24 protein-coding genes are annotated in these 26,182 nt (G+C 61.5%); 9 read left to right on the forward strand and 15 right to left on the reverse strand.

Annotation, left to right across the window (positions count from 1 at the left end):
- The 3 genes from C2L64_RS19190 (at position 1) to C2L64_RS19200 (ending at position 3,543) form a co-directional block, all read left to right on the forward strand.
- Entirely contained in the window at positions 1-1,758 is a 1,758-nt protein-coding gene (locus C2L64_RS19190) for an FAD-dependent oxidoreductase (RefSeq protein ID WP_007586399.1), read from the forward strand.
- Positions 1,759-1,769: 11 nt separating this feature from the next.
- On the forward strand, positions 1,770-2,108 hold the full coding sequence (locus tag C2L64_RS19195) for an NIPSNAP family protein (protein ID WP_007586401.1): 339 nt from the start codon (positions 1,770-1,772) through the stop codon (positions 2,106-2,108).
- A gap of 70 nt (positions 2,109-2,178) precedes the next feature.
- Positions 2,179-3,543 carry an MFS transporter gene (locus C2L64_RS19200; protein WP_007586403.1) on the forward strand — a complete coding sequence of 455 codons (1,365 nt, stop codon included), beginning with the start codon at positions 2,179-2,181 and terminating at the stop codon, positions 3,541-3,543.
- A 791-nt stretch (positions 3,544-4,334) separates the two neighbouring features.
- Here C2L64_RS19200 and C2L64_RS19205 read toward each other — a convergent pair.
- From C2L64_RS19205 to sapR, 7 genes are read right to left on the reverse strand one after another with little or no spacing between them, the layout of a single operon-like run.
- Complete coding sequence (locus C2L64_RS19205; protein WP_007586405.1) at positions 4,335-5,102, reverse strand: ABC transporter ATP-binding protein; 768 nt, start codon at positions 5,100-5,102, stop codon at positions 4,335-4,337.
- Positions 5,099-5,980: an ABC transporter ATP-binding protein gene (locus tag C2L64_RS19210; RefSeq protein ID WP_007586407.1), complete on the reverse strand. Its 882-nt coding sequence runs from the start codon at positions 5,978-5,980 to the stop codon at positions 5,099-5,101. Before C2L64_RS19210 ends, C2L64_RS19205 begins: the two co-directional genes overlap by 4 nt.
- Before the next feature lies 1 nt (position 5,981).
- A complete protein-coding gene (gene nikC / locus C2L64_RS19215; protein WP_007586410.1) occupies positions 5,982-6,896 on the reverse strand; it encodes a nickel transporter permease in 915 nt (304 codons plus the stop codon).
- Between the two features lie 58 nt (positions 6,897-6,954).
- Positions 6,955-8,025: an ABC transporter permease gene (locus C2L64_RS19220; protein ID WP_007586411.1), complete on the reverse strand. Its 1,071-nt coding sequence runs from the start codon at positions 8,023-8,025 to the stop codon at positions 6,955-6,957.
- 13 nt (positions 8,026-8,038) lie between these two features.
- The gene (locus tag C2L64_RS19225) at positions 8,039-9,646 is read right to left on the reverse strand and encodes an ABC transporter substrate-binding protein (protein ID WP_007586414.1); all 1,608 of its coding nucleotides are present in this window, start codon (positions 9,644-9,646) and stop codon (positions 8,039-8,041) included.
- Between the two features lie 55 nt (positions 9,647-9,701).
- Positions 9,702-10,268: a D-alanyl-D-alanine dipeptidase gene (gene ddpX / locus C2L64_RS19230; RefSeq protein ID WP_007586419.1), complete on the reverse strand. Its 567-nt coding sequence runs from the start codon at positions 10,266-10,268 to the stop codon at positions 9,702-9,704.
- Between the two features lie 5 nt (positions 10,269-10,273).
- Positions 10,274-11,170, reverse strand: a complete 897-nt coding sequence (sapR, locus tag C2L64_RS19235) for a sap1 transcriptional regulator SapR (protein ID WP_007586421.1) — start codon at positions 11,168-11,170, stop codon at positions 10,274-10,276.
- 448 nt (positions 11,171-11,618) lie between these two features.
- Here sapR and C2L64_RS19240 point away from each other — a divergent pair, with 448 nt between their 5' ends.
- A complete protein-coding gene (locus C2L64_RS19240; RefSeq protein ID WP_007586423.1) occupies positions 11,619-13,061 on the forward strand; it encodes a catalase in 1,443 nt (480 codons plus the stop codon).
- Between the two features lie 79 nt (positions 13,062-13,140).
- Here the strand turns inward: C2L64_RS19240 and C2L64_RS19245 are convergent, their stop codons facing one another.
- The 3 genes from C2L64_RS19245 to C2L64_RS19255 form a co-directional block, all read right to left on the reverse strand.
- Positions 13,141-14,085 carry a LysR family transcriptional regulator gene (locus C2L64_RS19245; protein WP_007586425.1) on the reverse strand — a complete coding sequence of 315 codons (945 nt, stop codon included), beginning with the start codon at positions 14,083-14,085 and terminating at the stop codon, positions 13,141-13,143.
- Between the two features lie 92 nt (positions 14,086-14,177).
- Positions 14,178-14,666 (reverse strand): GAF domain-containing protein, encoded by a 489-nt coding sequence (locus tag C2L64_RS19250; RefSeq protein ID WP_007586426.1) that lies wholly within the window; start codon positions 14,664-14,666, stop codon positions 14,178-14,180.
- Between the two features lie 248 nt (positions 14,667-14,914).
- Positions 14,915-15,586 carry a nitroreductase gene (locus tag C2L64_RS19255; RefSeq protein WP_007586428.1) on the reverse strand — a complete coding sequence of 224 codons (672 nt, stop codon included), beginning with the start codon at positions 15,584-15,586 and terminating at the stop codon, positions 14,915-14,917.
- Between the two features lie 182 nt (positions 15,587-15,768).
- Between C2L64_RS19255 and C2L64_RS19260 the strand changes: the two genes are divergently transcribed.
- Complete coding sequence (locus tag C2L64_RS19260) at positions 15,769-16,416, forward strand: hypothetical protein (protein WP_238554723.1); 648 nt, start codon at positions 15,769-15,771, stop codon at positions 16,414-16,416.
- An 892-nt stretch (positions 16,417-17,308) separates the two neighbouring features.
- Here C2L64_RS19260 and C2L64_RS19265 read toward each other — a convergent pair.
- Complete coding sequence (locus tag C2L64_RS19265; RefSeq protein ID WP_007586780.1) at positions 17,309-18,067, reverse strand: sulfite exporter TauE/SafE family protein; 759 nt, start codon at positions 18,065-18,067, stop codon at positions 17,309-17,311.
- Between the two features lie 75 nt (positions 18,068-18,142).
- Here C2L64_RS19265 and C2L64_RS19270 point away from each other — a divergent pair, with 75 nt between their 5' ends.
- The gene (locus tag C2L64_RS19270; RefSeq protein ID WP_007586778.1) at positions 18,143-19,039 is read left to right on the forward strand and encodes a LysR family transcriptional regulator; all 897 of its coding nucleotides are present in this window, start codon (positions 18,143-18,145) and stop codon (positions 19,037-19,039) included.
- Positions 19,040-19,041: 2 nt separating this feature from the next.
- Here the strand turns inward: C2L64_RS19270 and C2L64_RS19275 are convergent, their stop codons facing one another.
- The 3 genes from C2L64_RS19275 to C2L64_RS19285 all read right to left on the reverse strand — a co-directional run bounded on the left by C2L64_RS19275 (position 19,042) and on the right by C2L64_RS19285 (position 21,937).
- Positions 19,042-19,692, reverse strand: a complete 651-nt coding sequence (locus C2L64_RS19275) for a lytic transglycosylase domain-containing protein (RefSeq protein ID WP_238554737.1) — start codon at positions 19,690-19,692, stop codon at positions 19,042-19,044.
- A 117-nt stretch (positions 19,693-19,809) separates the two neighbouring features.
- Positions 19,810-21,387, reverse strand: coding sequence for a phospholipase D family protein (locus tag C2L64_RS19280; RefSeq protein ID WP_007586774.1), 1,578 nt, complete (start codon positions 21,385-21,387; stop codon positions 19,810-19,812).
- A gap of 79 nt (positions 21,388-21,466) precedes the next feature.
- The gene (locus tag C2L64_RS19285; protein WP_007586772.1) at positions 21,467-21,937 is read right to left on the reverse strand and encodes a response regulator; all 471 of its coding nucleotides are present in this window, start codon (positions 21,935-21,937) and stop codon (positions 21,467-21,469) included.
- Between the two features lie 255 nt (positions 21,938-22,192).
- On the opposite strand from C2L64_RS19285, the gene C2L64_RS19290 reads away from it, so the two are divergent.
- The 3 genes from C2L64_RS19290 to C2L64_RS19300 all read left to right on the forward strand — a co-directional run bounded on the left by C2L64_RS19290 (position 22,193) and on the right by C2L64_RS19300 (position 25,184).
- Positions 22,193-22,411 (forward strand): hypothetical protein, encoded by a 219-nt coding sequence (locus C2L64_RS19290; protein ID WP_007586771.1) that lies wholly within the window; start codon positions 22,193-22,195, stop codon positions 22,409-22,411.
- Positions 22,412-22,810: 399 nt separating this feature from the next.
- A complete protein-coding gene (locus C2L64_RS19295) occupies positions 22,811-24,322 on the forward strand; it encodes a methyl-accepting chemotaxis protein (protein ID WP_007586766.1) in 1,512 nt (503 codons plus the stop codon).
- Between the two features lie 607 nt (positions 24,323-24,929).
- Positions 24,930-25,184 carry a hypothetical protein gene (locus C2L64_RS19300; RefSeq protein WP_007586764.1) on the forward strand — a complete coding sequence of 85 codons (255 nt, stop codon included), beginning with the start codon at positions 24,930-24,932 and terminating at the stop codon, positions 25,182-25,184.
- A 47-nt stretch (positions 25,185-25,231) separates the two neighbouring features.
- Here the strand turns inward: C2L64_RS19300 and C2L64_RS19305 are convergent, their stop codons facing one another.
- The gene (locus C2L64_RS19305; protein WP_081498867.1) at positions 25,232-26,128 is read right to left on the reverse strand and encodes a hypothetical protein; all 897 of its coding nucleotides are present in this window, start codon (positions 26,126-26,128) and stop codon (positions 25,232-25,234) included.
- Positions 26,129-26,182 lie beyond the last annotated feature (54 nt).

Consider the following 26,182-nt stretch of genomic DNA (forward strand, 5'->3'; position numbering starts at 1 on the left):
ATGAATTCCAACACCCATTCACCCGCGCCGTTGACGTGCGATGTACTCGTCATCGGTTCGGGCGCAGGCGGATTATCGACGGCGATCACGGCGCGCAAGCACGGGCTCGATGTCGTCGTGATCGAAAAGGAAGCGTATTTCGGCGGCACGACGGCATTCTCGGGCGGCGTGCTGTGGATACCGGGCAACCGGCACGCGTGCGCGAACGGCGTGAACGATACGCGCGAGGCTGCGAAGACGTATATGCGCAACGAGACAGGCGCTTTCTACGACGAAGCGGCCGTCCATGCATTCCTCGACACCGGCCCGCACATGCTCGATTTCTTCGAGCGCGAAACGGAAGTCAAATTCGTGCCGACGCTTTATCCCGACTATCACCCGGATGTGCAAGGCGGCGTCGATATCGGCCGCTCGGTGGTCGCTGCACCGTTTGACGCGCGAGGACTTGGCGACGACATTGTGCGTCTGCGTCCGCCCCTAAAGACGATCACGTTCATCGGCATGATGTTCAATTCGTCGAATGCCGACCTCAAGCATTTCTTCAACGCGACGCGCTCTATCAAGTCCGCCGCCTATGTGGCGAAGCGCCTGGCGAGCCATCTGAAGGATCTCGCGCTTTACCGGCGCGGCGTGCAGATTACCAGCGGCAATGCGCTTGCGGCGCGGCTCGCGAAAACGGCGCTTTCGCTAGGCATTCCGATCCACACGAATACGGCTGCGCAAGAACTCACGCTCTCAGATAAGCGCGTGACAGGCGCGATCGTCAAAGGTCCACAAGGCGAGATGCGTATCACCGCGCGGCGTGGCGTCGTGCTTGCATGCGGCGGCTTCTCGCACGACGTCGCGCGCATTGCCAAAGCGTATCCGCATGTGATGCGCGGCGGCGAGCATTGTTCGCCCGTGCCGAAAGGCAACACGGGCGACGGCGCACGCATGGCCGAAAGCGTCGGCGCTCAGGTGCCCATACGTTATCCGCAGCCCGCTGCGTGGATGCCCGTATCGCGCGTGCCGATGCGCGACGGCACGTTCGGCGTGTTTCCGCATCTGCTGGATCGCTACAAGCCGGGCATTATCGGCGTGACGCGCAAGGGCAAGCGCTTTACGAACGAAGCGAATTCGTATCACGACGTCGGCGCGGCAATGATCGAAGCATGTCGCGGCGAAAAAGATACGGCGATGTGGCTGATCTGCGATCACGCGACGATTCGCAAGTATGGGCTTGGTTACGCGAAGCCGGCGCCGGTGCCATTGGGGCCGCTGCTGCGCAATGGTTATCTCGTCAAAGGGCGCACGCTTGCCGAACTCGCGCAACGCGCGGGCATCGATGCCGCAGCGCTCGAAGTCACCGTACGCATCTACAACGAAAGCGCAGCGCGCGGCGAAGACCCCGAGTTTGGGCGCGGTTCGACATCGTTCAACCGCTATCTCGCCGATCCCGAATGCAAGCCCAATCCATGCGTCGCGCCAATCGGCAACGGGCCTTTCTACGCGCTCAAAGTCGTGATGGGCGACCTGGGAACGTTCGACGGCATCACGACGGCTGTCACGGGAGAAGTGCTGGATGCATGCGGCGCCGTGATCGACGGGCTGTACGCAGTCGGCAACGACCGCGCGAGCGTGATGGGCGGCAACTATCCAGGCGCGGGCATCACGCTCGGCCCGATCATGACCTTCGGCTACATCACGGGACGACGCCTTGCGGGTATCGCGGACAACGCGACGAATGCGCAAAAGAAGCGGCAATCCGAAACGGTATAGAGGACAGAACCATGAGCAGCGGCAAACCCTTCATCGATCATCGCATCTACACGATCCGCCCGCGCGGCATGGCGGAATTCATCGAAGTATTCGATCGTCTCGCGATGCCGATTCAATTGAAGTACCTCGGCGCGCCGGTCGGTTTCTATATGAGCGATATCGGTGCGCTCAACCAGGTCGTGCATCTGTGGGGCTACGAGAGCATTGGCGATTACGACCAGCGCCGCACCGCACGCGATGCGGACCCGGAATGGCCCGCTTATTTGCAGGCATCGGCGCATCTGATCGTCGCGCAGGAAAGCAGGATTATCCGGCGCGTCGAATTCAGGAGCCTTACCGCACTGCGATAGAAGAAAAAGAACAGGCAGCGACATCACATACATGCGCGAGAAGCGTCAGACGCATTCAAGGAGACACGCAATGCAGCAGCCCAAACACACGGTCGATGTGCAGGACTTCATCGACAGCCAACGTTTTTCGCCTTTTCAATGGATGATACTCGTCCTGTGCTTTCTGGTCGTCGCGGCCGATGGCTTCGACACGGCCGCAGTCGGCTTTATCGCGCCTTCGCTGGTGCAGGACTGGGGTGTTTCGCGTGCGGCGCTGGGGCCCGTGATGAGCGCCGCGCTCGTCGGGTTGGGCATCGGTGCATTGGGCGCGGGGCCGCTTGCCGATCGCGTTGGACGCAAAACGGTGCTGGTTTTATCGGTGTTTTTCTTTGGCGTTTGGAGCCTCGCTGCGGCACGCGCGGATTCGATTGAATCGTTGACGGCGCTGCGCTTCATGACGGGGCTTGGACTCGGCGCCGCGATGCCCAATGCGGTTACGTTGATGTCCGAATATGCGCCGGCCCGCATTCGCGCCGTCGCTGTGAATGCAATGTTCTGCGGCTTTTCGTGCGGACTTGCGATTGGCGGTATCGCGTCCGCGTGGCTCATTCCGCATTTCGGCTGGCATAGCGTGCTGGTTGCAGGCGGTGTTGGACCGATCGCGTTGACGCTCGTGCTCATTCTGCTGCTGCCTGAATCCGCGCAATTCATGGTGACGAGGAAGCGCGGCGATGCGCGTATCGCGCGGGTTCTTTCGCGTATCGCAATGGATGTGCGTCTCCGCGAATGCCGGTTCGTAACGGGTGAGCAGGTCGCGGAACATCGCGAATCTGCATTGCGCGTGGTGCTCTCGTCGCGTTTCCGCTTTGGCACGCTGATGCTGTGGCTCGCGTATTTCATGGGACTGTTGATCTATTACCTGCTGACCAACTGGTTGCCTATGCTCTTCAAGGACACTGGCTTCTCGGGGCAAAACGCCGCGCTGATGACTTCGCTGTTTCCGCTTGGTGGCGTGCTCGGCAATCTGAGTGTCGGCTGGTTGATGGACCGCTTTAGGGCGAATCGCGTGATCGCGTGCACGTATGTCATGGCTGCCGTGCTGGTTATGCTCGTGGGGCGCGGCCTTGGACACCAGGTTTGGCTCGGTACGCTGATCTTTTTGACGGGCACGGTCGTGACGTCTGCTGTGACGTCGATGTCAGCGCTTGCTGCGAGTTTCTATCCGACTCAAGGGCGTGCTACGGGCGTTGCGTGGATGCTTGGTGTGGGGCGTATCGGTGGCGTGGCGGGTGCGCTCGTTGGCGCTGCTTTGATGGGCATGGGGTGGCAGTTTGGATCGGTGTTCAGTTTGCTTGCGGTGCCGGCGATGATTGCTGCGGCGGGTGTGTTCGTAGTGGCGGGGCGTGTGCGGGCATCGGGTGTCGAAGCGGTCGAATTGACGCCAGCCGTGGAGTGAAGCGGTTTGCCGTTGTGCTTTTTTGTTTGCGGTGGCATCCGCGTTTTGTTTTCGTGGCGCGGCCGGTTTGGTTTTTTGGGTTTTCGCTGGCATCCGCGATGTGGTGTTTGCCGTTCAAGCGTCGCCCCTGTGCGGGGCGGCACCTACTTTTCTTTGCCGCCGCAAAGAAAAGTAGGCAAAAGAAAGCGGCTCACACCGCCAACATTTCTTCTTGCCTGAGGGCCCCCAACTGGTCCCACGCTTCACACGGCAACCACGTGACCCATGCTTGTTGCCAACGCTTCGAACGAACGCCTCACCCGCTTCACGCGCCCGCGTCGCCACATGCCGCGCCAGATAATCCACTGCCGCCCAGGTGGCAAACTGTGTGTAGGCCGTAGCACTGCACACGCTTCACTTCGGACCGATAGCGCATGCATGCCACCACGTAAGAGCGCCAAGCTATACGACGCGACAACCTACACACAGTTTGCCACCTGGGCGGCACTACTCATTCGCTGCCGCCAGCCTTTGTGCGGGTGTCCGAAGCGGGTGAGGCGTTCATTCGAAGCGTTGGCAACGCGCGTGAACGAGTGCGGTGCCGTGTGAAGCGTGGGACCAGTTGGGGGCCCTCAGGCAAGAATACGAGCTGGCGGTGTGAGCCGCTTTCTTTTGCCTACTTTTCTTTGCGGCGGCAAAGAAAAGTAGGTGCCGCCCCGCACAGGGGCGACGCATGAAGCACGAAGGCATAACGCGGATGCCAGCGTAAAGAACAAAAACCCAAACGCCACCACAACCCGGAACATACTCACTCACAGCGAAGTATCGACCCCCATCGCCTCCACGGCCTTCCGCCGATAACCCCCCGTCGCGAGCAGCAGACTACGCGAATATTCACTCTCAACCTGCTGCGCGCGAACGCGCTCGATATCAAGCTCCTCGACGATCTCGCCATTACGCATAATCGCGACGCGCGAACACAAGAAACCGACCACGGCCAGATTGTGACTCACAAGAATCATCGTCAGATTACGCTCTTGATGCAAGCGCTTGAGCAGGTTCAATATTTCGGCCTGCACGGAGACATCTAGCGCCGAGGTCGGCTCGTCGAGCAGCAGCACACGCGGCTCCACGATCAATGCACGCGCAATCGCAACCCGTTGCCTTTGCCCGCCCGACAACTGATGCGGATAGCGAAACCGGAACGACGCATTCAACCCCACTTCGCGCAGCGCATTGACAATGCGCTCTTCATGCCGATCGATGCCATTGATGCGCAACGGCTCGCGCAACGTCTGATCGACGGTGAAGCGCGGATGCAGCGAGCCATACGGGTCCTGAAACACCATTTGCACATCGCGCTTTTGCGTCGCTTGCTCGTGCTGTGCGATACGCATCGTGCCTTGCGCGATCGGCGTGAGCCCACTCAATGCACGCAAGATCGTCGACTTGCCGGAACCCGACTCGCCGACAAGACCGAACACTTCGCCTTGCGCGACATGAAAGCTCACATTGCGCACCGCGTCGACAGCGCCTGCGGCCGTCTTGAAGCGAACGGTCACTGCATCGACGTCGATCATGCGGATGCTCCTTGCACATCGTTGAGCCATGCGGGATCGCGCGAGAGAACGGGCAACTCGGCAGGCGGATTCGCAAGCGGCGGATTCGCCGCCAACAAGCCGCGTGTATACGGATGCTGCGCATGAACGAGATCGCGCGCCGCGCAGGTTTCGACGACGCGCCCCGCGTACATCACCACGACGCGGTCGCAGAACGACATCACGAGCGGCAGATCGTGGCTGATGAAGATGAGGCCAGTATCATGTTTCGCGATCATTTCATCGAGCACGGCGAGTACCTGCATCGATACCAACACGTCGAGCGCGCTAGTCGGTTCGTCGGCGATCAACAGGCGCGGCCCCGTCGATACCATCATCGCGATCATCACGCGCTGCCCCATGCCGCCCGAGAGTTCGTGCGGATACGAATCCACCACGCGCTCCGGGTTGCGAATATGCACGGCTTCGAGCGCGGCGATGATCTTCTCGCGCATCGCGCGCCGGCCGAGCTTCGGCTCGTGCAGCGCGAACGCTTCGCGCATCTGCTGTGCCACGGTCATCACCGGGTTCAGCGAGTATTTCGGGTCTTGCAGGATCATGCCCATCTGCTGGCCACACAACTTCCGGCGCTTGTCGGCGCGCATGTCGAGCAGATCGCTTCCATCGAAGCGCATCGTCTTGGCCGTGCAATGCGCGGCGGGCGGCAACAATCCCAGCAGCGCGCGACCCGTCAACGATTTACCCGACCCGGACTCGCCGACAATGCCAAGCCGCTCGCCCTTGTTCAGCGTCAGCGAAAGACCACGCACCGCTTCGTTCATCGTGCCGTCGTGCGTGCGGAACGCAATGCGCAGATCGTCGATTTCGCACAATGCGGGCGTCGTGTCGTGCGTGCTCATGTCAGTCTCCATGACGCGGATCGAAAACATCGCGCAATCCATCGCCGAGCAGATTGAACGCGAGGCTCACGAGCAGAATCGCGAAGCCCGGAATGGTCGCGACCCACCACGAATCGAGCAGCACGTTGCGGCCCGATGCGACCATGAAGCCCCATTCGGGACTCGGCGGCTGCGCGCCGAGTCCGAGAAAGCCGAGTCCCGCGACGGTCAGAATGATGCCCGCCATATCGAGCGTCGCGCGCACGATCACCGACGACGAACAAAGCGGCACGATATAGCGCAGCAGAATGCGCAGGTTAGACGCGCCTTGCAGGCGTGCAACGTGAATGAAGTCGGTCTGCACCAGGCGCAATGTCTCGGCGCGCGCGAGCCGCGCATACGCGGGCCATGCCGTAATCGAAATGGCGATCACGGCATTGAACACACCCGGCCCCAAGGCGGCGGCGAAGGCGAGCGCGAGCACGATCTTCGGAAACGCGAGCGCGATGTCGGTCACGCGCATCAGTACGTTGTCGACCCAGCCGCCGAAGAAGCCCGCCGTCGTGCCGATCAGGAGGCCGATGGGCACGACGACCACCACGACGAGTATCGCGATAGAGAGCGTCAGCCGCGACCCGTAAATGATGCGCGAGAGAATATCGCGGCCGAGCTGATCGGTGCCGAGCCAGTGAGACGCCGAGCCGGGCGGCAACAGCCGGTCGGACAGCACCTGTATCAACGGGTCGTGCGGCGCGATCCACGGCCCGATGATCGCGACGATCACGAGCAGCACGAGGATCGAGAAGCCGAACACCGACAGCGGATTGCCCCTGAAGCGCCGCCAGCGCCGGTATGCAAGGCCGAGCGCGGCTTGCCGGCGCGATGCGGGCGTGTCCGTCAGCAGCCATTCCTTCCAGGTCGGACGGGGCGCGTTCATCGGCCAGTCCGATGTAGAACGGTCAACAGGAGGTCGCACGTCGAAAGTCTCCGTTGCATCAGCGGGCGCGCGGATCGAACACGCGATAGAGCGCGTCGGTCAGCAGATTCAACGCGATGAAGGTGATGCCGATCACGAGCGTACTGCCGAGTACGGCATTCATGTCGGCGTTGAGCAAGGCGCCCGTCAGATACGAGCCAATGCCCGGCCACGCAAAGACGATTTCCGTCAACACCGAACCTTCGAGCAGAAAGCTGTACGAGAGCGCGATCACCGTGAGCAGCGGCACCGCTATATTGCCGAACGCATGCACCCATACGACGCGCCGCTCGGACAGACCTTTGGCGCGTGCCGTGGTGATGTACTCCTGATTCAACTGGTCGAGCATGAACGAGCGCGTCATCCGGCTCAGGTACGCGACCGAGTAGTAACCGAGTATCGCGGCGGGTAATGCGATATGCGACAGCGCATTGAAGAACACATCCCATTCGCCCGCGATCAATGAATCGATCAACAGGCTGCCCGTTCGCGTATCGACCATGCCGTCGAATACTGGGTCGAGCCTTCCCGGTCCCGATACCCAATGCAGCTTCGCATAGAACAGCAGCAATCCCATCAAGCCGAGCCAGAACACCGGCACCGAACTGCCGATCAAGCCGATGAAACGCGCCACATGATCGATCCAGCGGTTATGCCGGACAGCCGCAATCACGCCGAGCGGCACGCCGACCAGCACGCCGATGATCGTCGACAGTGTCGCGAGTTCGAGCGTCGCGGGGAACACGCGCTTGATATCGTCGATCACCGGGTTGGCTGTCAGCAGCGATACGCCGAGATCGCCGTGCAGCACCGCGCTCACATAGATGAAGAACTGCTCGGCCAGCGGCTTGTCGAGACCGAGCTGGATGCGCGCGGCCGCATACGCGCTCGCCGACGCGCGGTCGCCGAGTATCGCGAGCACGGGGTCGATCGGCACCTTGCGGCCGATCACGAAGGTCACGGCCAGCAGGCCCGTGAACGTGATGGCGAGTGTGAGCACCCAGCGCAGCACGCGCAACGTCCAGCGCAAGCTTGCGCTGCGCGCGGACGCAGCGCGGATCTGGTCGATGGGAGTGAGCGGTGTCGACATATCTGCCGCGTGCCTATTGCTTCTTCACGTGCAGATACGACACGAGATCGTTGATCGGGCCGACTTCGAGTCCCGACACGCCCGGACGCATCGCCACTTGCGACACCTGCTGGAACATGATGACGAACGGCGACTTCGCGAGCATTTCCTTCTGCATCGTTTGATAGAGCTGCGCGCGATTGGCCGGCGACGATTCAGCGAGTGCCGCGTTGGTCTCTTTCGTGAGATCGGGAATGTCCCACGAATTACGCCACGCAAGCATCTTGTACGAAGACTTGTCGGAGTTGTCGGGATTCCACGCGTAGCCTTGCGCATTGCTGTGCGGGTCGATGTAGTCCGCCGACCATTCGCCGATATAAATATCGTGCTGGCGCGCGCGGTACTTTGCGAGCGTCTGCTTGTTGTCGCCCGGAATGATCTCGACCTTGATGCCGCCTTGCGCGAGATTGGCCTGTACGGCCTGCGCGATTTCGTTGTACGGATACGCGCTGCGCACGTCCATCGTCACTTTGAACCCGTTCGGCAAGCCGGCTTTCGCAAGCAGCGCCTTCGCTTTCGCCACGTCTTGATGATACGGATTACTGTTCAGCGCACCGAGAAAGCCTTCCGGCAGGAACGTCTGATGAACCTTGAAGGTGTTCTTCGTCACGTTCTTCTGGATGCCGTCGTAATCGATCAGCCATTTCATGGCTTCCTGCACTTCCGGCTTAGCGAGATTCGGGTTCTTCACGTTGAGGCCGAGATAGAGCAGCGTGGCCTGCGGCACGGACGTCACGGTCACCTTGTTGCCCTTGGTGAGCGTGGCGAGATCGTCGGGGCTGAGATTGCGCGCGACGTCCGCGTCGCCGTTTTCGAGCAGCAGGCGCTGGCTCGAGGCTTCCGGCACATGGCGCATCACGATGCGCTTCATTGCCAGCGGCATCCGGTAGCCGTCGTACTTCTGCAGGATGATGCTGTCGTTCGCCGTCCATTTGACGAGCTTGTACGCGCCGGAGCCGGCCTCGTTCGTGCGCAGCCATTCGTTGCCGAAATCATTGCCTTTCTGGTGCGACAGCAGCAGCTTCTTGTCGAGCACGGATGCAGGCCACGCGCCTAGCACGTTGAGCACGAACGTGGGCGCGTATTTCTGGTCGGTCGTGATGCTGACGGTCGAGTCGTCGATCTTCTTGACGTTTTGCAGCGCGTTGTCCTTCGTCAGGCCTATGCCTTGCAGCACCGCGGCCGCGCCCTTGTCGAGCAGCACGCAGCGCTGGATCGACCATGCGACGTCGTCGGCCGTGAGCGGGTTGCCCGAATGGAACTTGAGGTCCGGCCGAATCTTGAACGTGAACGTCAAACCGTCCGGGCTGACCGTCCACGACTGCGCGACGTCGCCGTTGAATTTCGACGGGTCTTTCAGATCGACGCGCACTAGGCGGTCGTACGTGTTCGCGACATATTCCTCGGGCACCAGCTCGTACACTTCGCCCGGATCGAGCGTCGAAAACTCGTCGAGCGTGGTGGCGATCACCAGCATGTCTTTCGGCGTGGCCGCCAATGCGGTGCTTGTTGTCGTCATCGTAAGCGTTAGTGCCGAGACGACGGCCACTGCCGCTAGCGCATTGCGCAGAACCAGATTCATACTCGCTCCGTATCGAGAGGGAACATGCGTGGGAAGGCTGCAAAAAAAGCGTGGACTACATCAGCTTCAACGGGCCGCTTTCGCTGTTGTCGATGATGGGCAGCGCGCGCGAGCCGGGTATTTCGTAATGCCACCACTCGCTCGCAATATGCGTGAAGCCGGACGCGTGCATGATGCCGAGCAACAGCAAGCGGTTGCGCTGCACATGCTGCGGCAGCCCTTTGTGAAAATGCTCGGACTCCTTGACCATCGCGTCGAAGCCGGTGCCCATGTCGAGCGCTTCGCCATGGCTGTCGATCAAGGTCAGATCGAGTGCCGTGCCGCGGCTATGATTCGAGCCGCGCCCGAGTTCCGCGATATAGGTCGGATCGGGCAAGAAGTCCCACAGAACCTTTTGCGCCTGCGGCGGACGGTACGCATCGAAAATGCGCAGCTTCATGCCGATGCTGGCCGCGAGTTCGACCGCCTTGCGCAAGCCCGTTTCGGCGGGCGCGAGCAACAGGCAGTGCGCTTCCTTGTAGATCGGCTTGCCGATGAAGTTATTGGCGGTCGCATAGGCGAGGTCGAGTTCGACGCCATGCGTTTCCGGCGTGACATGTATTAGTTGTGGGGTATCGGTCATGAGAATCAGAGGTCGAATTGATCGAGTTCGCGCTGCAACTCTCGGTTGCGCGCAACACGTTGGTCGATAGCCGGACCCAATCGTTCAACAATCGATGTCAATAGCAGATTGAACAGACACGTGAGCGGCGCAAGCGAATCCCAGAACTGGCCAACGTCCGTCTTCACCTGAATCAGGTCGCTGGGAAATTCGCGCGCCCATGGGCAATAGAGATCGGTGATGAGTGCAAACGGCAATTCGCGCCGCGTCGCCGCTTCGCAATAGCGCCGCGCGATGCGCGAATAGGCACGCGTGTCGGTGACGATCAGATACGGCGACGCGAACTCCGAATTGAGCGAGTCGACGTACGAGCCGGACATGCCGTCCGAATAGAACACGCGCGGGCGCAGGTACTCCAGGTAGCTGTAGAACGCGTTGGAAATGCCGCGCGTCGATTGGATGCCGAGAATGAACACGGCATCCGCTTCGGCAATGCGCTGCGCAATGCGCGCGAAGGTCTCGCCTTGCGCAAGTTGATACACGTAGCGGATGGCATCGACTTCGAGATCGAGCGAGCGCACGGTGGTGGCATCGCCCGCATTGCCCGCATCGACGCCGTTCGCGCTGCTGTCGCTACTGTCATCGCGCTCGCTGCGGTAAGCGTCGAGCCGGTCGGTGATGAACCACGGACGCGATTGTGCGCCGCGCAACTCGCGCTTCAGGTCGTCGAGATTGCGATAGCCGACGCTGCGCAGAAAGCGCCCCACCGATATCCCGCTCGTGCCCGTCTGATGCGCGATCTGGTCCGCCGTTTCGAGGCCGAGGCGTTCGAGATTCGCCAGCATGTAGCTGGCGATGCGCTTAGCCGTGGGCGTGAGCGTCGCGAAGCTTGCTTCGACTGTGTGGGCGAATGCGGTGGACATCGAGTGTCGTTCAGCGTCTTATTCGTTAGTTATCTGTCAAAGTCCGGCAATCTGGTACGTATATGACAGGGACAATAAAGCGAGCGCTAACTTAAAATTTTTATCGGATTCCGCAAACTCATAGCACTTTGACCCGGCGTGCATTGAACGTCATTCATCCGTCATCCGCTTCCGGCAGCACTTCTTGCACGCGCTGCATGCCTTGCAACTCAAGGCTCGCCCCTTCTCTGCTCGCTTGTTCGAATGGCGCTAAGATCGCTCCCGCAGCAACCGGTCCGCGCGTTGTGAGCGCTGCGCAGACCGACATGACGACGGCATGACCGTCCCCGATTTCGCCTCCAGAGACAGCGGTTGCCGATCTGCCATGGCGACCGCAGTCGCTGGAAATCCCACAGTACGATCCGGTGGCGCGTCCCCGGAGCTTCCTATAAGTGTTGGAGGGCTAGACGTGAACAAGCTGACGACTGCTTTTGGCGCACCCGTTGTAGACAATCAGAACACCCAGACGGCGGGCCCGCGCGGCCCGGCATTGCTGCAGGACGTGTGGTTCCTCGAGAAGCTCGCGCACTTCGACCGCGAGGTGATTCCCGAGCGCCGCATGCATGCGAAAGGCTCGGGCGCATTCGGCACGTTCACGGTCACGCATGACATTTCGAAGTACACGCGCGCCAAGATCTTTTCGCAGATCGGCAAGAAGACGGAACTGTTCGCGCGTTTCTCGACGGTCGCGGGCGAGCGCGGCGCAGCCGATGCCGAGCGCGACATCCGCGGCTTCGCCGTGAAGTTCTATACGGACGAAGGCAACTGGGATCTCGTCGGCAACAACACGCCCGTGTTCTTCCTGCGCGATCCGCTGAAATTTCCGGACCTGAACCACGCGATCAAGCGCGACCCACGCTCGGGCCTGCGCAGCGCAGAAAGCAACTGGGACTTCTGGACGCAACTGCCCGAAGCGCTGCATCAGATCACGATCGTGATGAGCGATCGCGGCATTCCGAAGTCGTTCCGTCATATGCATGGTTTCGGCAGCCATACGTTCAGCTTCATCAACGCTGACAAGGAACGCTTCTGGGTGAAGTTCCATCTGCACACGCAGCAGGGCATCGAGAACCTGTCGGATGCGGAAGCCACGGCGCTCGTCGGCGCGGACCGCGAGAGCTCACATCGCGACCTGTACGAATCGATCGAAGCCAACGAATTCCCGAAGTGGACGATGTACGTGCAGGTGATGCCGGAAGCGGATGCGTCGAAGACCCCGTACAACCCGTTCGATCTGACCAAGATCTGGCCGAAGAAGGATTACCCGCTGATCGAAGTGGGCGTGATGGAATTGAACCGCAACGCGGACAATCATTTCGCCGATGTCGAGCAGTCCGCGTTCAATCCCGCGAACGTGGTGCCGGGCATCAGCTTCTCGCCGGACAAGATGCTGCAAGGCCGCCTGTTCTCGTACGGCGACGCGCAACGCTATCGCCTGGGCGTGAACCACAGCCTGATTCCCGTGAATGCGCCGAGGTGCCCGGTGCATAGCTATCACCGCGACGGCTCGATGCGCGTCGACGGCAACATGGGCGGCGCGACGCCATATAACCCGAATACGCGCGGCGAATGGCTCGATCAGCCGGACTTCAGCGAGCCGCCGCTATCGATCGAAGGCGCCGCCGACCACTGGAACCACCGCACCGACGATGACTACTTTTCGCAGCCGGGCAATCTGTTCCGCCTGATGTCGCCGGCGCAGCAGCAGACGTTGTTCGACAACACCGCGCGTGCCCTGACGGGCGTGTCGGAGCCGATCCGGAAGCTGCACGTCGAGCACTGCACGAAGGCCGATCCCGCGTATGGACAAGGCGTGGCGGCTGCGCTCGAATCGGCGGGCAAGGCGCGGTGAAATGCGCTTTGCATAGCATCTGAGGGCTGTTGCGGCTCGCGCTGAACCTGCCCCGAAGGCCGAACGGCCTTCGGGGCTTTTATTTCGACTGCGCGAGAGAATCGTACGGGGACGCTTCCTGTAAGGCAGATTTCCATTCGATCGCGCATTGATCCACGAACCACGCAATGCGCGACTGACAGAACTCGAGATAGGTCCGCACGATGGCGGAAGGATGCCGATGCGACGGATACAGCAGATTGACCTGCTGATCCGGCAACGGATACGACGGCAGAAGCGGGACGAGCCGTCCTTGCCGGATCGGCTCGGCGGCGAGAAAGGGCGGAATCTCAGTGACGAACTCGCCGTTCAGCGCGCGATAACGAAGCTGCGCGTAGTCGTTGGTGGTCAGCACGATGTGCGGTTCGACCGTCGTCTTGCCGAGCTGCCATGTGTTGGCGTCATTGGGCGCGCGGTTCCAGAGCGCGCAGGGCAGACGGGTGAGCGCGGACGGTTCGTGCGGCATGCCGAAGCGCTCGATCAGTTGCGGACTCGCAACCAGCACGTGACGATACGACAGCATGCGCCGCGCGACCATCGCTTCATGCGCAATCGCGCCGACGCGCAACGCCACGTCGATGCCTTCCTCGATCAGATCGACGCGCCGTTCGGTCGTGTACACATGCACGCGGATGTCAGGGTAGCGGCGCTGAAAGTCGTGCAGGAGATCCCACCAGATATCGAACGCGGGCGGCAGCGACAGGCGCAGCCGGCCTTTGAGCATGGCCTGATCGGAGGCGACGGCTTCCTCGCCGTCTTTCAGAATCTCGACGCCGAGACTCGCATGCTGGTAGAGCCGCGCGCCGGCATCGGTGAGCCGGGTGCCGCGCGCCGAACGCTCCAGCAGTTGCACGTTCAGCTCTTTTTCCAGCGCGCGAATGCGCCGGCTGATGGTGGCGAGCGGCACGCCCATCCGGCTGGCCGCGTTCATGAGACTGCCAGTCTGGACGACGCTGACAAAGATGCGGACGTCGTTGAGATCCACCGCGTTTCACCCGGAAGAGACGATGTGATCGCGATCTTAGTGCAAATGCTTCGTGCTGGGGAAGAGGCGGAACCCGTCAGGTGTCCAGTTTTTCAGCGCAGCGACGCGACGAAAATCCGCGCGACTTCTTCCAGCCCACGGCGGTCTTCGTCGTCGAAGCGCGCCAGCACAGGGCTGTCGATATCGAGCACGCCGAACAGTTCGCCATTCGCCTTTTGCAGCGGAATCACAATCTCCGAGCGCGACGCCGAATCGCACGCGATATGCCCGGGAAACGCATCGACATCCGGCACGACCTGCGTCTCACGCGTTTCGGCTGCGCGGCCGCATACGCCACGGCCCATCGGAATACGCACGCAGGCGGGCTTGCCCTGAAACGGACCGACGACCAGCTCGCCGTCGAGCGCGAAATAAAAACCTGCCCAGTTCAACTCCGGCAGGCTGTGAAAGATCAGCGCCGACAGATTGGCCGCATTGGCGATCTGATTGGATTCGCCTTCGAGCAGCGACCGCGCCTGCGACGCCAGTTCCTGATAGAACTCGGCCTTGGGCAGCGCGGTATTGATGGTGGCTTCGAACATCGGATGCACTCGTGTTGGCTTCAGGAAACCATGATTTTCGCATCAAAGCGCGAAACGCGACGGCAGCCTGCTTTTCTGCATGCGCTTTCATCGAGCGCGGTACGGAATACGGTTGCCGGATCTCCGAAAGTCGTAGCAGTCGTATTGGCAACATGAGCGGCCCGGCGTGGGCCACAAGGAAAGATGATGCGTACACCGTCGTTCAACTTCATGCCCGCGATGGGGTCGTGACGGTTTTCTGCTGATAGTCAGACGCCGATGAACTGCGCGAATTCGTCCAGCGGCGTGCGCTGCGAGCGCCACTGGTTGATCGCGGCATCCGTATCTTCGTAGCCGATCGCCATGCCGCTGAACAGCATGCGGTCGGCGGGCAGGTCGAGAAACGCGCCGATCGTCTGCGGGTACTGCGCCCAGCATTCCTGCGGGCAGCTATGCAGCGCTTCTTCGCGCAACAGCAGCATGACAGTCTGCATGAACATGCCGAGATCGGCCCATTGCGGCGGGCCCATGCGCCGGTCGACGGTGCAAAAGAGCGCGAGCGGTGCATCGAAGAAAGTGAAGTTGCGCGCGAACTGCGCGAGGCGCGCGGGCCGGTTTTCACGCGCAACACCGATGCTGCGGTAAAGATCTTCGCCCACCTGAAAGCGCCGCTCGCGATACGGCGAGTGAAGGCCAGGCGGATAGACGTCGTACTCCATCTCTTCGCCGCCAGGCGCATCCGTGACGCGTTCGCGCATGATGTGCTTGAGGCGCGCGAGCGCGTCGCCGCCTACCACGTGGATATGCCAGGGCTGCAGATTGCCGCCCGACGGCGAGCGCGCGGCGGTGGCGAGCACGCGGCGGATTGCGTCGGGTGGAACGGGCGTCGAAAGAAACTGGCGGACGGATTTGCGGCTGGTGACGGCTTCACTGACGTTCACGCGGTGCTCCTCGAAGGCATTGCGTTGTGCTCGCGCGGGGTGTCGCAGATCGACACAGGCCGATGATACAGGCGGCGGCCATGCGGCCATCTACCTGTCGCGCTAAAGCTTCTGTAAGACTTTGCCGTTAATGCGGGCGAATCAGAACGACCACATAAAACGGGGAGCCGCATTTGAACACGATGAAGCTGGCCACATCTTTAGCGGCGGTTGCCGCATTCGCGACGTTAGCCGGTTGCGTCACCAGCGAGCAGCAGATCTCCGCAGCGCCCGCGCGGCCAAGGCCGCAGCCCGCTGTCGTTGCCGTTCAGGCGCCGCCGCCACCGCCGCCCGCTGTTGTGGTGCGCGCGCCTGCGCAGCCTGTTTATGTGTCTGCGCCGAGCGATGTCTATATTGCGGGCGTTATCGATCGCGACGTGGTGTTCGTGGGTGGCAGCACGTATTTGTGGGTGGTGGGCCCGGATGGCAAGCGTCATCGGCATTTCTATGCGCGTGGCGACCGCCGTGCCGAAGTGTTCCGCCGACGTGAGCATTTGCGCGTCGAGATGGCTCATCGTGGTGGGCGTCCGCCCGTGCATGCGGCAATGCCGCCGCGTCGGGACGAGCATCGTCCGCATTCGCATGGCGAGCGTTCCGCGTATGTGCGTGACACGCATCGGCCGGATCGTCACGATGGTGCGCCTGCGCGGCACGCGGAGCATCGTTCGCAGTCGGGATCGGCAAGGGTGGCCGGGCAGAGTGGACACGACGTGGGCCCGCGCGATCACAAACGTTCGCCGCACGTAGACGAGGCGCAGCAGCCGCCGCATCGGCAGGGGCATGCAGGCTGAGCGGGCGGCGCGGCTGGTTTGGTTTTTTGGGGTTTGCGCTGGAATCCGCGATTTGTCTTCGTGGCGCGGCCGGTTTGATTTGTTCTTTCGGTGGCATCCGCGCTTTGCCTTCGCGCTTCATGCGTCGCCCCTGTGCGGGGCGGCACCTACTTTTCTTTGCCGCCGCAAAGAAAAGTAGGCAAAAGAAAGCGGCTCACACCGCTAATTCTTGTGTTTGCCTGAGGGCCCCCAACCGGTCCTACGCTTCACACGGCAACCACGTGACTCATGTTCGTTGCCAGCGCTCTTGCGGTGCGCATCACCCACTTCACGCGCCCGCGTCGCAGCATGCCGTGCCAGATATTCCACTGCCGCCCAGGTGGCAAACTGTGTGTAGGCCGTCGCGCCACATACGCCTCACTCCGGACCGATAGCGCACGCGTCCCACCATGTAAGAGCGCTTACGTGTACGCCGCGACAACCTACACACAGTTTGCCACCTGGGCGGCACATATCATTCGCTGCCGCTGGCCCGAGTACGGGTATCCGAAGCGGGTGAGGCGTTCATTCGAAGCGTTGGCAACGCGCGCCAGCAGAGACGTTGCCGTGTGAAGCATAAGACCGGTTGGGGTCCCTCAGGCAAACACAAGAGCTGGCGGTGTTAGCCGCTTTCTTTTGCCTACTTTTCTTTGCGGCGGCAAAGAAAAGTAGGTGCCGCCCCGCACAGGGGCGACGCGTGAAGCACGAAGGCAAAGCGCGGATGCCAGCGAAAGAACAAACCAAACCGGCCGCGCCACGAAGGCAAAACGCGGATGCCAGCGCAAAGCCGAACCGCCCACATGGACACAAACTACAACCCCTTCTTAGAACCTTATCGTACTCACCGCGCCCACGCCACGCGTCGCAGCTAAAGTCATCTTCCCGATCCATACGCGCGCACAAAAAACGCAATCGTAATGCAAGCCGTAACGACCAACGTGCCATAGCGTATAACTGGCGCGGACGCACGACGCCCCACCATTGCGCCGCCATATCCCCCAATCAACGCCCCGATAAGCATAACGATCGTCTCCGGCCAATGCACCGCCCGCGCGACGATGAAAGCGACGACGGCCATCGTATTGGCCGCACTCACCAGCAGCGTGCGCGGCGCGTTGAGCAGCTTTAGCTCGCGGCTATCGAGCAGTCCCCACACGGCCATCATCATGATGCCGACCGCGCCGCCGAAATAGCCGCCATACACACCCAGCGCAAACTGCACGACGAGCACGGCCGCTCGCCCGATGTGCCAGCGCGCGCGCATCCATTCGCCGAAGCGCCGGCCGAACGCGAGCGCGACGGTCGCGACGAGCAACAGCCACGGCACGACGATATCGAAGGTCTTCGACGGCGTGAGCAGCAACAGCAATGCGCCGCATATCCCGCCGACGAGCGTCGTGAACAGCAGCGCGCGCAACGACACGGCGCCGATCGGCCCGAGCCCGTCGCGATACGCCCACGCGCTCGCAAGCCCGCCCGGAAAGAGCGCGACGGTGCTCGATGCGTTCGCCTGAACCGAAGGCACGCCGGCCGCGATCAGCGCCGGCAGCGTGACGAAAGAGCCGCCGCCAGCCAGCGCATTCATGCCGCCCGCAAGCAGCCCGGCGCCCGCTACGAAGAATAGATTGTTCATCCGACGGATCATAGCGGCGCGCGCTTCGCGGATACAATCGGGATTCTCCGATGCCAGAGTTCGCCTTAGACGAAGATGACGACCACGTCGCGTTTCGACCTCACTGACCTGCGGCTATTCCTGATGGTCGTCGAGCATGGCAGCCTCACGCGCGGCGCGCAGGCGATGCATCTCGCACTCGCTTCCGCGAGCGAGCGCATCTCCGGCATGGAGTCCGCGCTGGGCGCGCCGCTGCTCGAACGCACGCGGCGCGGCGTGCGCGCGACGCCCGCCGGCGAGGCGCTCGTGCGTCACGCGCGGCTGATCGTCGGGCAGATCGAGCAGATGCGCGGCGAACTGCGCAACTACGCGAAGGGCCTCAAGGGCCGCGTGCATCTGATGTCGAACACGGCGGCGCTCGCGTCGTTCCTGCCCGAACAGCTTTGCCGCTTCCTCACCGCGCACCCCGATCTTTCCGTCGATATCGACGAGCGTCCGAGCGCGGACATCGTGCGGGCCGTCGCCGAAGGGCGCGCGGATCTCGGCATCGTCGCGGATATCGCCGATCTTGCTGCGCTGCAGACGCATGTGATCGCCGACGATCAACTGGTGGTGGCCGCGAGCCGCGCGCATCGCGTGGCGAACGACGAACGGGTTGCGTTTGCCGATATCGTCGATGAAGCGTTCGTGGGTTTGTCCGATGCGGCGCTGGAGCGTCATCTGGCGGATCGCGCGTCGCGGCTCGGACGACAGCTGCAGTACCGCGTGCGCCTGCGCAATGTCGCGGATCTGGGCCGCCTGATCGCTGCGGGCGTGGGCATCGCGATTCTGCCTGCGGCCTGCACGCAGTCGCTGGGCGATGCGGATATCGTCGTGTTGCCGTTGTCGGAGGCATGGACGACGCGGCGTCTGCATCTGTGTGCGCGGGTTTTTTCCGCGCTCACGCCGCACGCGCATGCGCTCGCCCGGCAGTTGATGACGCTGGAGGGGTGAGGTCAGGGTAGCGTGTCCGCGGATACCTTCACGACCGGCTGCGCGTTGCTGCTCAACACCGCACTGAACCGCCGCATATGCACCGCCACACGGCGCGCATACCCTTTCCCGCCGCCGCTATAGCGCCACAGCGCGGCATCGATATCGCCGCCGGCAGCATCCAGATAGCCGCGCAGAATCGACGAGCCGATGCGCACGTTGATGGCGGGATCGTCGAGTTCCTTCACGTTGGAGAACGCACGCGGATGCGCGGCGGGCAGCACCTGCATCAGCCCGCGCGCTCCGAGCGTGCTCACGGCGCGCGGATCGAAGCCTGATTCGACGGCCATCACCGACAACAGCAGCACGGGCGACATCGAATAGCGGTTGGCTTCCGTGAGAACGGCTTGCGCGATCGTCAGCGCATCGGCGGCTGAGACGCGGAATTGCGCACGCAAGGTCGCGACGATATCGGCGGGAGAGGGAAGAACGGGCGTGTCGGCGGCCTGAGGTGCTAGTTGCGCTGGAGACGCTTGAGATACCTGAGACGTGGTTTCCGCTTGCGCATGGCCGAACGGCAACGCGGTGCATAGCGCGAGGCTCGCCGCCATCAACGCGAGCCTGATAAGCGTGTGCCGCCACCGTCCTTTGGCTAGATTGTGTTGTTCCTGCATATCGTCTGGTACGAGCCCGGATGCAAGCACTCTACGGACATCGCCGTCGAGATTTTCAAAAGAAACGCACGGTGCGCGTAAAGACCGCGTAAAGACAGCGCCGTCGCGCAGACTCCGCTATAGCTGCGATTCAATCGGCAAAATGCTCAGGAACCAGATACCCGCCTTGCGCATTGCCGATACGTCCGGCTCGCTATCGAGTACTTTGACGGTGCCGTCGGGCGCCGTGTCGATCCAGACGATACTGCTCGTGCCGTTCGCATTCGCGCGCAATTCGAGCCGCCATGCGATGCGATCGAAGTTCGGCTCGAGCGTATCGACAACCTGCGCGGCGGCTGGCGCGCTTTCGCAGTACACGCCGATCTCCGTGTTGAGTTCGACCGAACGCGGATCGAGATTCATCGAGCCGATAAAGATGCTGTTGCGGTCGAACACATAAGTCTTCGCATGCAACGATGCCTTCGACGAGCCGAACAGATGCTTCTTGTCTTCCGTTTTGCCCGCCGTCTTGTCCGCCGTCTTGTCTTCCGCGACGGGCTTCAGTTCGTAGAGACGCACGCCCGCTTCGAGCAGCGCCTTGCGGTAGCGCTGATAGCCCGCATGGACGGCGGCGACGTCGGTGGCGGCAAGCGAGTTGGTCAGCACGGTGACGCGCACCTGCTTTTGCGTCAGTCCCGAAAGCCACGCGACGCCTTCCTTTCCGGGCACGAAATACGGCGAGACGACGAGCATCTGTTGCGTCGGCTGCAGTTCGAGCGCCTTGAGTTGGGTCATCAGATGCCCCTGCGAGTCGCCCGGCGCGCGCGTGATTTTCGCGGGATCGTCGTAGAGCAAAGTGGCTTTGCCCCATGAGAACACGGCATCCTGCGAATGAATGACCTGCGTGAGCCGTGCGCGCGCGTTCACGACGTAGGGGTTGTTTTCCTCGGAAACCAGATACGCGTCTAGCTGTTTGCGTACGTCGGCCAGCGCCGCAGGGTCCGCCTTGCGGCCCATCAGCCCGTCGATCGGATACGCGGCCTCGGAGTTCCAGAAAAGGTCGAATGCCGACGACACTTCGTGCACGACAGGCCCATGCACGAGCACATCGAGATCGCCGAACGCGACATCGTTCGAAGCGCCGAAGTATTCGTCGCCGATATTGCGCCCGCCGAGTATCGCGCCCTGGTTGTCCGCGATCATCGACTTGTTGTGCATGCGCCGGTTCACGCGAAAGAAGTCGGTGGCCATGCTGAGCTTCTTGAAGGTGCGGTTGGCGACGGGGTTGAAGAGGCGAATCTGTACGTTCGGATGCGCGTCGAGCGCGAGCAGCAGATTGTCGTCGGCATTGGTGCCGAGATCGTCGAGCAGGATCCGTACGCGCACGCCGCGATCGGCCGCGCGCATCACGGCAGACGCCAGTGCGCGGCCTGTCAGATCGTCATGCCAGATGTAGTACTGCAAGTCGAGCGTGCGGTCCGCCGCTTCCGCGAGCACAAGGCGCGCGACGAGCGCATCGACGGCATCGGGCAGCAGGTGGAACGCGCTCTCGTCGGGATGTTGCTGTTCCTGCGGTGTGAACGCGATGGCGAGCCGCGTGTTCTGCGTGTCGGTGACGGCATGGGTCTGGATGCGATCTGCCTGCGGCGGCAGACTCGCGCACGAAGTCAGCAGGGCGACGGTGAAAGCCGCGAGAAGACTTCGTAGTGTGATCATGGGCGCGCTCCGCAACGGCGATGCGCGTCAGATTAACGGGACGGAACGCCCCTTACAAGTGGAGTCGCGCGGGAGTCCATCACGAGTGATAGTCGTACCCGCGCTTCAACGCGGGCATGGCCAGCAGCGTCGTGAGGATGTCGACGACCATCAGCGGATCGATAGGCTTCGCGCAGACGCCGTCGAAGCCGCCCGCGCGCAACTCGGCGTAGTTGTCGCCCGTTTCGTAGGCGGTGTAGGCGAGCAGCGGCACGCAAGCCGTTCCCGGCGACTCTCGCAGCGTACGCGCCACCGCAAGCCCCGACACGCCCGGCATCGCGATGTCGAGCACGACGCTGTCGGGACGCCATTCATTGGCGATCTTCAACGCGTCGCAGCCGTTGTACGCGACACGTGTGTCGAAACCGCTGTTGGCGAGAAACGCGGCGAGTGCATCGGCTGAGTCGATGTAGTCGTCGACGACGAGTACGCGCGGCGGCATCGAATGCGCGGCAAAGCGCGCCGCCGTCCAGACGCGACTTCGGGTTGGTGTGAAGGTTCTGTCGTGCATGTTGTGCCCCCTGTTCGTCTGACGCTGTTTTCGGATGTCCTGTCATTGAAGGCAGCAACGGGCATTCCACGCCGGCAAGGTATCCCGTTTGCATTGCGCACGACGGTTGCAACGGCTGAAACGGTGGCAGCTAGCGTGCAATGCAACGCAAAAGGAAAACCGAGCACGCGATTTGCCATGCTACGATTGATTCATCCGCCGGGAGAAACCCAAGCCCGGATTGCATCGCACTTTCTTCGCTACAGGAGGTTTGCCATGCATTTCGACTACAAGGGATTTCACATCGACTGCCGGGCCAGGCACGACGAAGACGGCCACTATGTCGCCCAAGCCAAGCTCACTCGCGGGGCGACGGCGAATACGCCCGCCGAAGTGCATCAATCGGGCGATATTGATTCGTTCGTCGACGAATCCGACGCCATGATTTGCGCACGCACGTGGGCGATCGAATGGATCGACGAAAACTGGGATTGATCCTTCCCTTTCACCAAAACTACACGGCGTACGTTTTGCCGCCGTAGTCGGTAGCGCATCGGCGCTGCCCGCTTCTCCCATCATTTTTTGCGCATTGAGTACATTGGTCGGGAAATCCTGCCGATTGCCACTCGACGACGAGCGAATACCTTCGTGAAAACCCGAAAATGTTAAATATTGGGGAGGTGGAAGCCGATATCCAGTAAGTCGAAGCGAATCCGCGCGCAGAACCCGTAAGCAGCGCGGACGCTGCACGAACAACGCCTGAAACCTGAGAGCAGGCGTTTTTTTCGCATAAAAACATTCATCGCGAAAGCAGATTTTCTTGGTAAAACCCGGGGGCCAGTAGTGAAAAAGAACTTGACCATCAAGACGAGGCTGTTCGTCGGTTTCCTGTCGATGGCGGCCATAGCAGTCGTTATTTCCGTTGTTTCGCTTTTCAGTCTTGCCAACACGACGCAAGCGTTCGGCCAGTATGTGCATGGCATCGACGCGCGCGCGCAGGTGGCGGCCGAGCTGCGCGCGGCCGTCGATCGCCGCGCGATCGCTGCGCGCAATCTCGTGCTCGTCACGACCCAGGCGGATCTCGACCTCGAGACGGCTGCGGTGAAACGCGCGCATGAGGATGTCGGCATCAAGCTCAAGCAGCTCAACGACATGATCAACAGCGCGAGCGACACGAGCGAAACCGCTCGTTCGCTGGTCGGCGAGATGACTCGCGTCGAAGGGCTCTATGGGTCTGTTGCGCTGAACATCGTGGGCCTCGCGCTCAGCAACCATCACGACGAGGCCATCAAGGAAATGGACGACCATTGCCGTCCGCTGCTGGCCGCGCTCGTCAAGGCAACCGACGACTACGCGACCTACACGAAGACGCGCCAGGGCGAGATCGTGCAGAACTTCGAGGAGCGCTATGCGATGCTGCGCAACGCCATTCTCGGCGTGAGCGCGCTGGCGATACTCGCATCGCTCGTGCTGGCCGTGCGCATGGTGCGCTCGATCACGCAACCTATCACGCGTGCCGTCGAAGTCGCACGCACCGTTGCGAAGGGCGACCTGACCAGCCATATCGTCGTCGATCGCGATGACGAAGCGGGCGAACTGCTGAAGGCGCTGCGCGACATGAACGACCGGCTCACCGAAACGGTCGGCCGTGTGCGATCGAGCAGCGCGAACGTCTCCACGGCGACGAATGAGATCGCCACGGGCAACAGCGACCTGAGCCGCCGCACGGAAGCGCAGGCTGCATCGTTACAGGAAACGGCGGCGAGCATGGAGCAACTGACCTCGACCGTAAAGCAGAACGCCGACAGCGCGCAGCATGCGAAGTCGCTGGCATCGAATGCGTCGGAGATTTCCCAGCGCGGCAGCCACACCGTCGAACGTGTGGTGACGACGATGGAAGCGATCAGTTCTAGCTCGGGCAGGATCGCCGAGATCACTGGGATCATCGAAGGCATTTCGTTCCAGACGAACATTCTCGCGCTGAACGCCGCAGTCGAGGCGGCGCGCGCAGGCGAGGAAGGCCGCGGTTTCGCGGTGGTCGCGGGCGAAGTGCGCAGTCTCGCGCAGCGCTCGGCGCAAGCGGCGAAGGAGATCAAGGAGCTGATTGCGCGCTCGGTGCAAGAGATCCAGAGCGGCGCTTCTCTCGCCGATGACGCGGGCCGTACGATGGCCGATGTGAACCAGGCCGTCGCGCGCGTTTCCGAAATCATCGAGGAGATCGCTGCGGCTTCCGAAGAGCAGGGGCGCGGCATCGAACAGATCAACCAGGCGATCTCGCAGATGGATACCGTGACGCAGCAGAACGCGGCGCTGGTGGAACAGGCTTCGGCTGCCTCGCAATCGCTGCGGCATCAGGGCCGCGAACTGGACGATACCGTTTCTTCGTTCAAGCTCGCTGCGGCCTGAACGCGGCTTGAGCGCGACCTGTGTACGACACGTTGCAAGCGGCGTGATTCATTCGCGCCGCGTTGCGTATTCGCGCATGTATCGCATCGCTAAACGACGAATGATTTTCCGGCTTTATCTTTGTGCTCACGCGACAACCGGTAAATCATTAAGTCATATATGCACTTCGCTTTTCATTTGATGTGAAAACGAAATGCCCAGCGTATCTGCATTGCAAACAGGTTGCAGTGCGGTATAAACCTACTATGATAAGAAGAACGCGCGGGTCTCGATCCCAATGATCGTGAATGCCTTGTATTGCGGCGTTTCAAGCGGTTTTGCGTTGTTAAGGCCCGCGTGTCAAAGGCTGTTGGGCCGCATCATGTGTGCGGCTTATCGGCGAATCAAGCGGCATTATCCTGGCGTAGACATTGCGCGATGAAAATCGCGTTGTCATATTTTGCGTCGAGAAAACATGCGCGGCCGTTTGATGCACTCAATTCAATCGCGCTTAACAGATGTGCACGGATGCACCGCTTTGCAGTGCAATCCGATTGCACGCGGAACCTGAGAGAGCAAACGCCGCAGCGGCGTGGTCGAGCCATGGCGTTTAAGTGGAGAGGGCACGATGAACGCGGCATTGACTATTGAATCGTTCTGGAAAGCATTTTGCGCGCATCAGATTTCGCGTGGCGTGTCGCAGGCGCAGCTTCGCGAGTCGGAGACGGCGTTCTATTCGGGCGCGGTGACCATGTACGACATCATGATGACGGTCACCGATCCCAACCTCGATCCCATGGAAGCACACTCGATACTCGCCGCGCTTTACGACGAGCGGGAAGACTTCCTGCGCATTCACGATATGGCGGCCATCGACCGCTAGCCGTCAAGCATGCCGCGCGGCATCGCGCCGCGCAATGATGGATAGCACTATTGCGCCGTTTGCTGGCGCTGGTACTCGTTCTTCTTCATCTGCAGGTACTCTTGCCGGTCGAGTTCGTGCAACTGACGCGAATATTGCTCGGTCGCATCGAACCATGTGGCGAAACGCTGATCGACGCGCTTGTCGGCGGGAAGCGCAAGCGAAGCGAGGTACGCGTCGATGGCGAGGTAATAGCGCATCGTGTTGCGTTCCACCAGCCCGCGCACACCGCCTACATAGTCGCCCGATGCTTTGGTGAATCCCACTTTCGCACTGCCTATCGTCGCGAGATACGTCTTCATCGCGATGCGGCCTGCCGTGCCGAATCCATATGAATACGTGAGATGCAGGAACGTGTGTCCTTTGCCGATATCGACGGCTTCGAGCACGATGCGATAGTCCTTCGTGCTGAGCGGTCCCGTTGCTGCGCTCAGATCGACCTGGAAATAATCCGGGTTCGTCGCCACCGATCGGTAATTGAATTGCACGCGGTACGTGTCGCCGAGTTCCTGCTCTGTCTTCTTGCCCACATTCATGCTGATGGTCGCACCGTTGCCGCCGGCGGACGCGCGGCAGTACTTCGTGTTCAGATGCAGGATCAGTACTTCGCACCAGTTCGCAGGGCCTTGCTGCGGGTCGTTGAACGCGCGGTTGACAGTGGCGAACGGATAATCGACGACGGCATAGATGTCGCCCTTCAACGTGTTCGACGTTTCTTCCGAATCCAGATGGATCGGCCGGTTGAACACGTTCGACTTGAGCTGCGGCGCGAGCGCGTCGTATTTGTCCTTGAGGGCCGCCGCGTTGTCGTCGGCCCAGCTCAGGGCGCCGAGCGTGAGGCCCAATAGCGCGAACACAACCAGTACGAATCGTTTTGTTATCCGCATGATCCCGTGAGTGCTCATGGCACGCGCTCCCGCTGACGGCGCTGTTATTGGGCAAACGTCGCACGAATATAG

Origin of the sequence: Paraburkholderia hospita (genome assembly GCF_002902965.1) — a bacterium.
Lineage (GTDB): Bacteria > Pseudomonadota > Gammaproteobacteria > Burkholderiales > Burkholderiaceae > Paraburkholderia > Paraburkholderia hospita.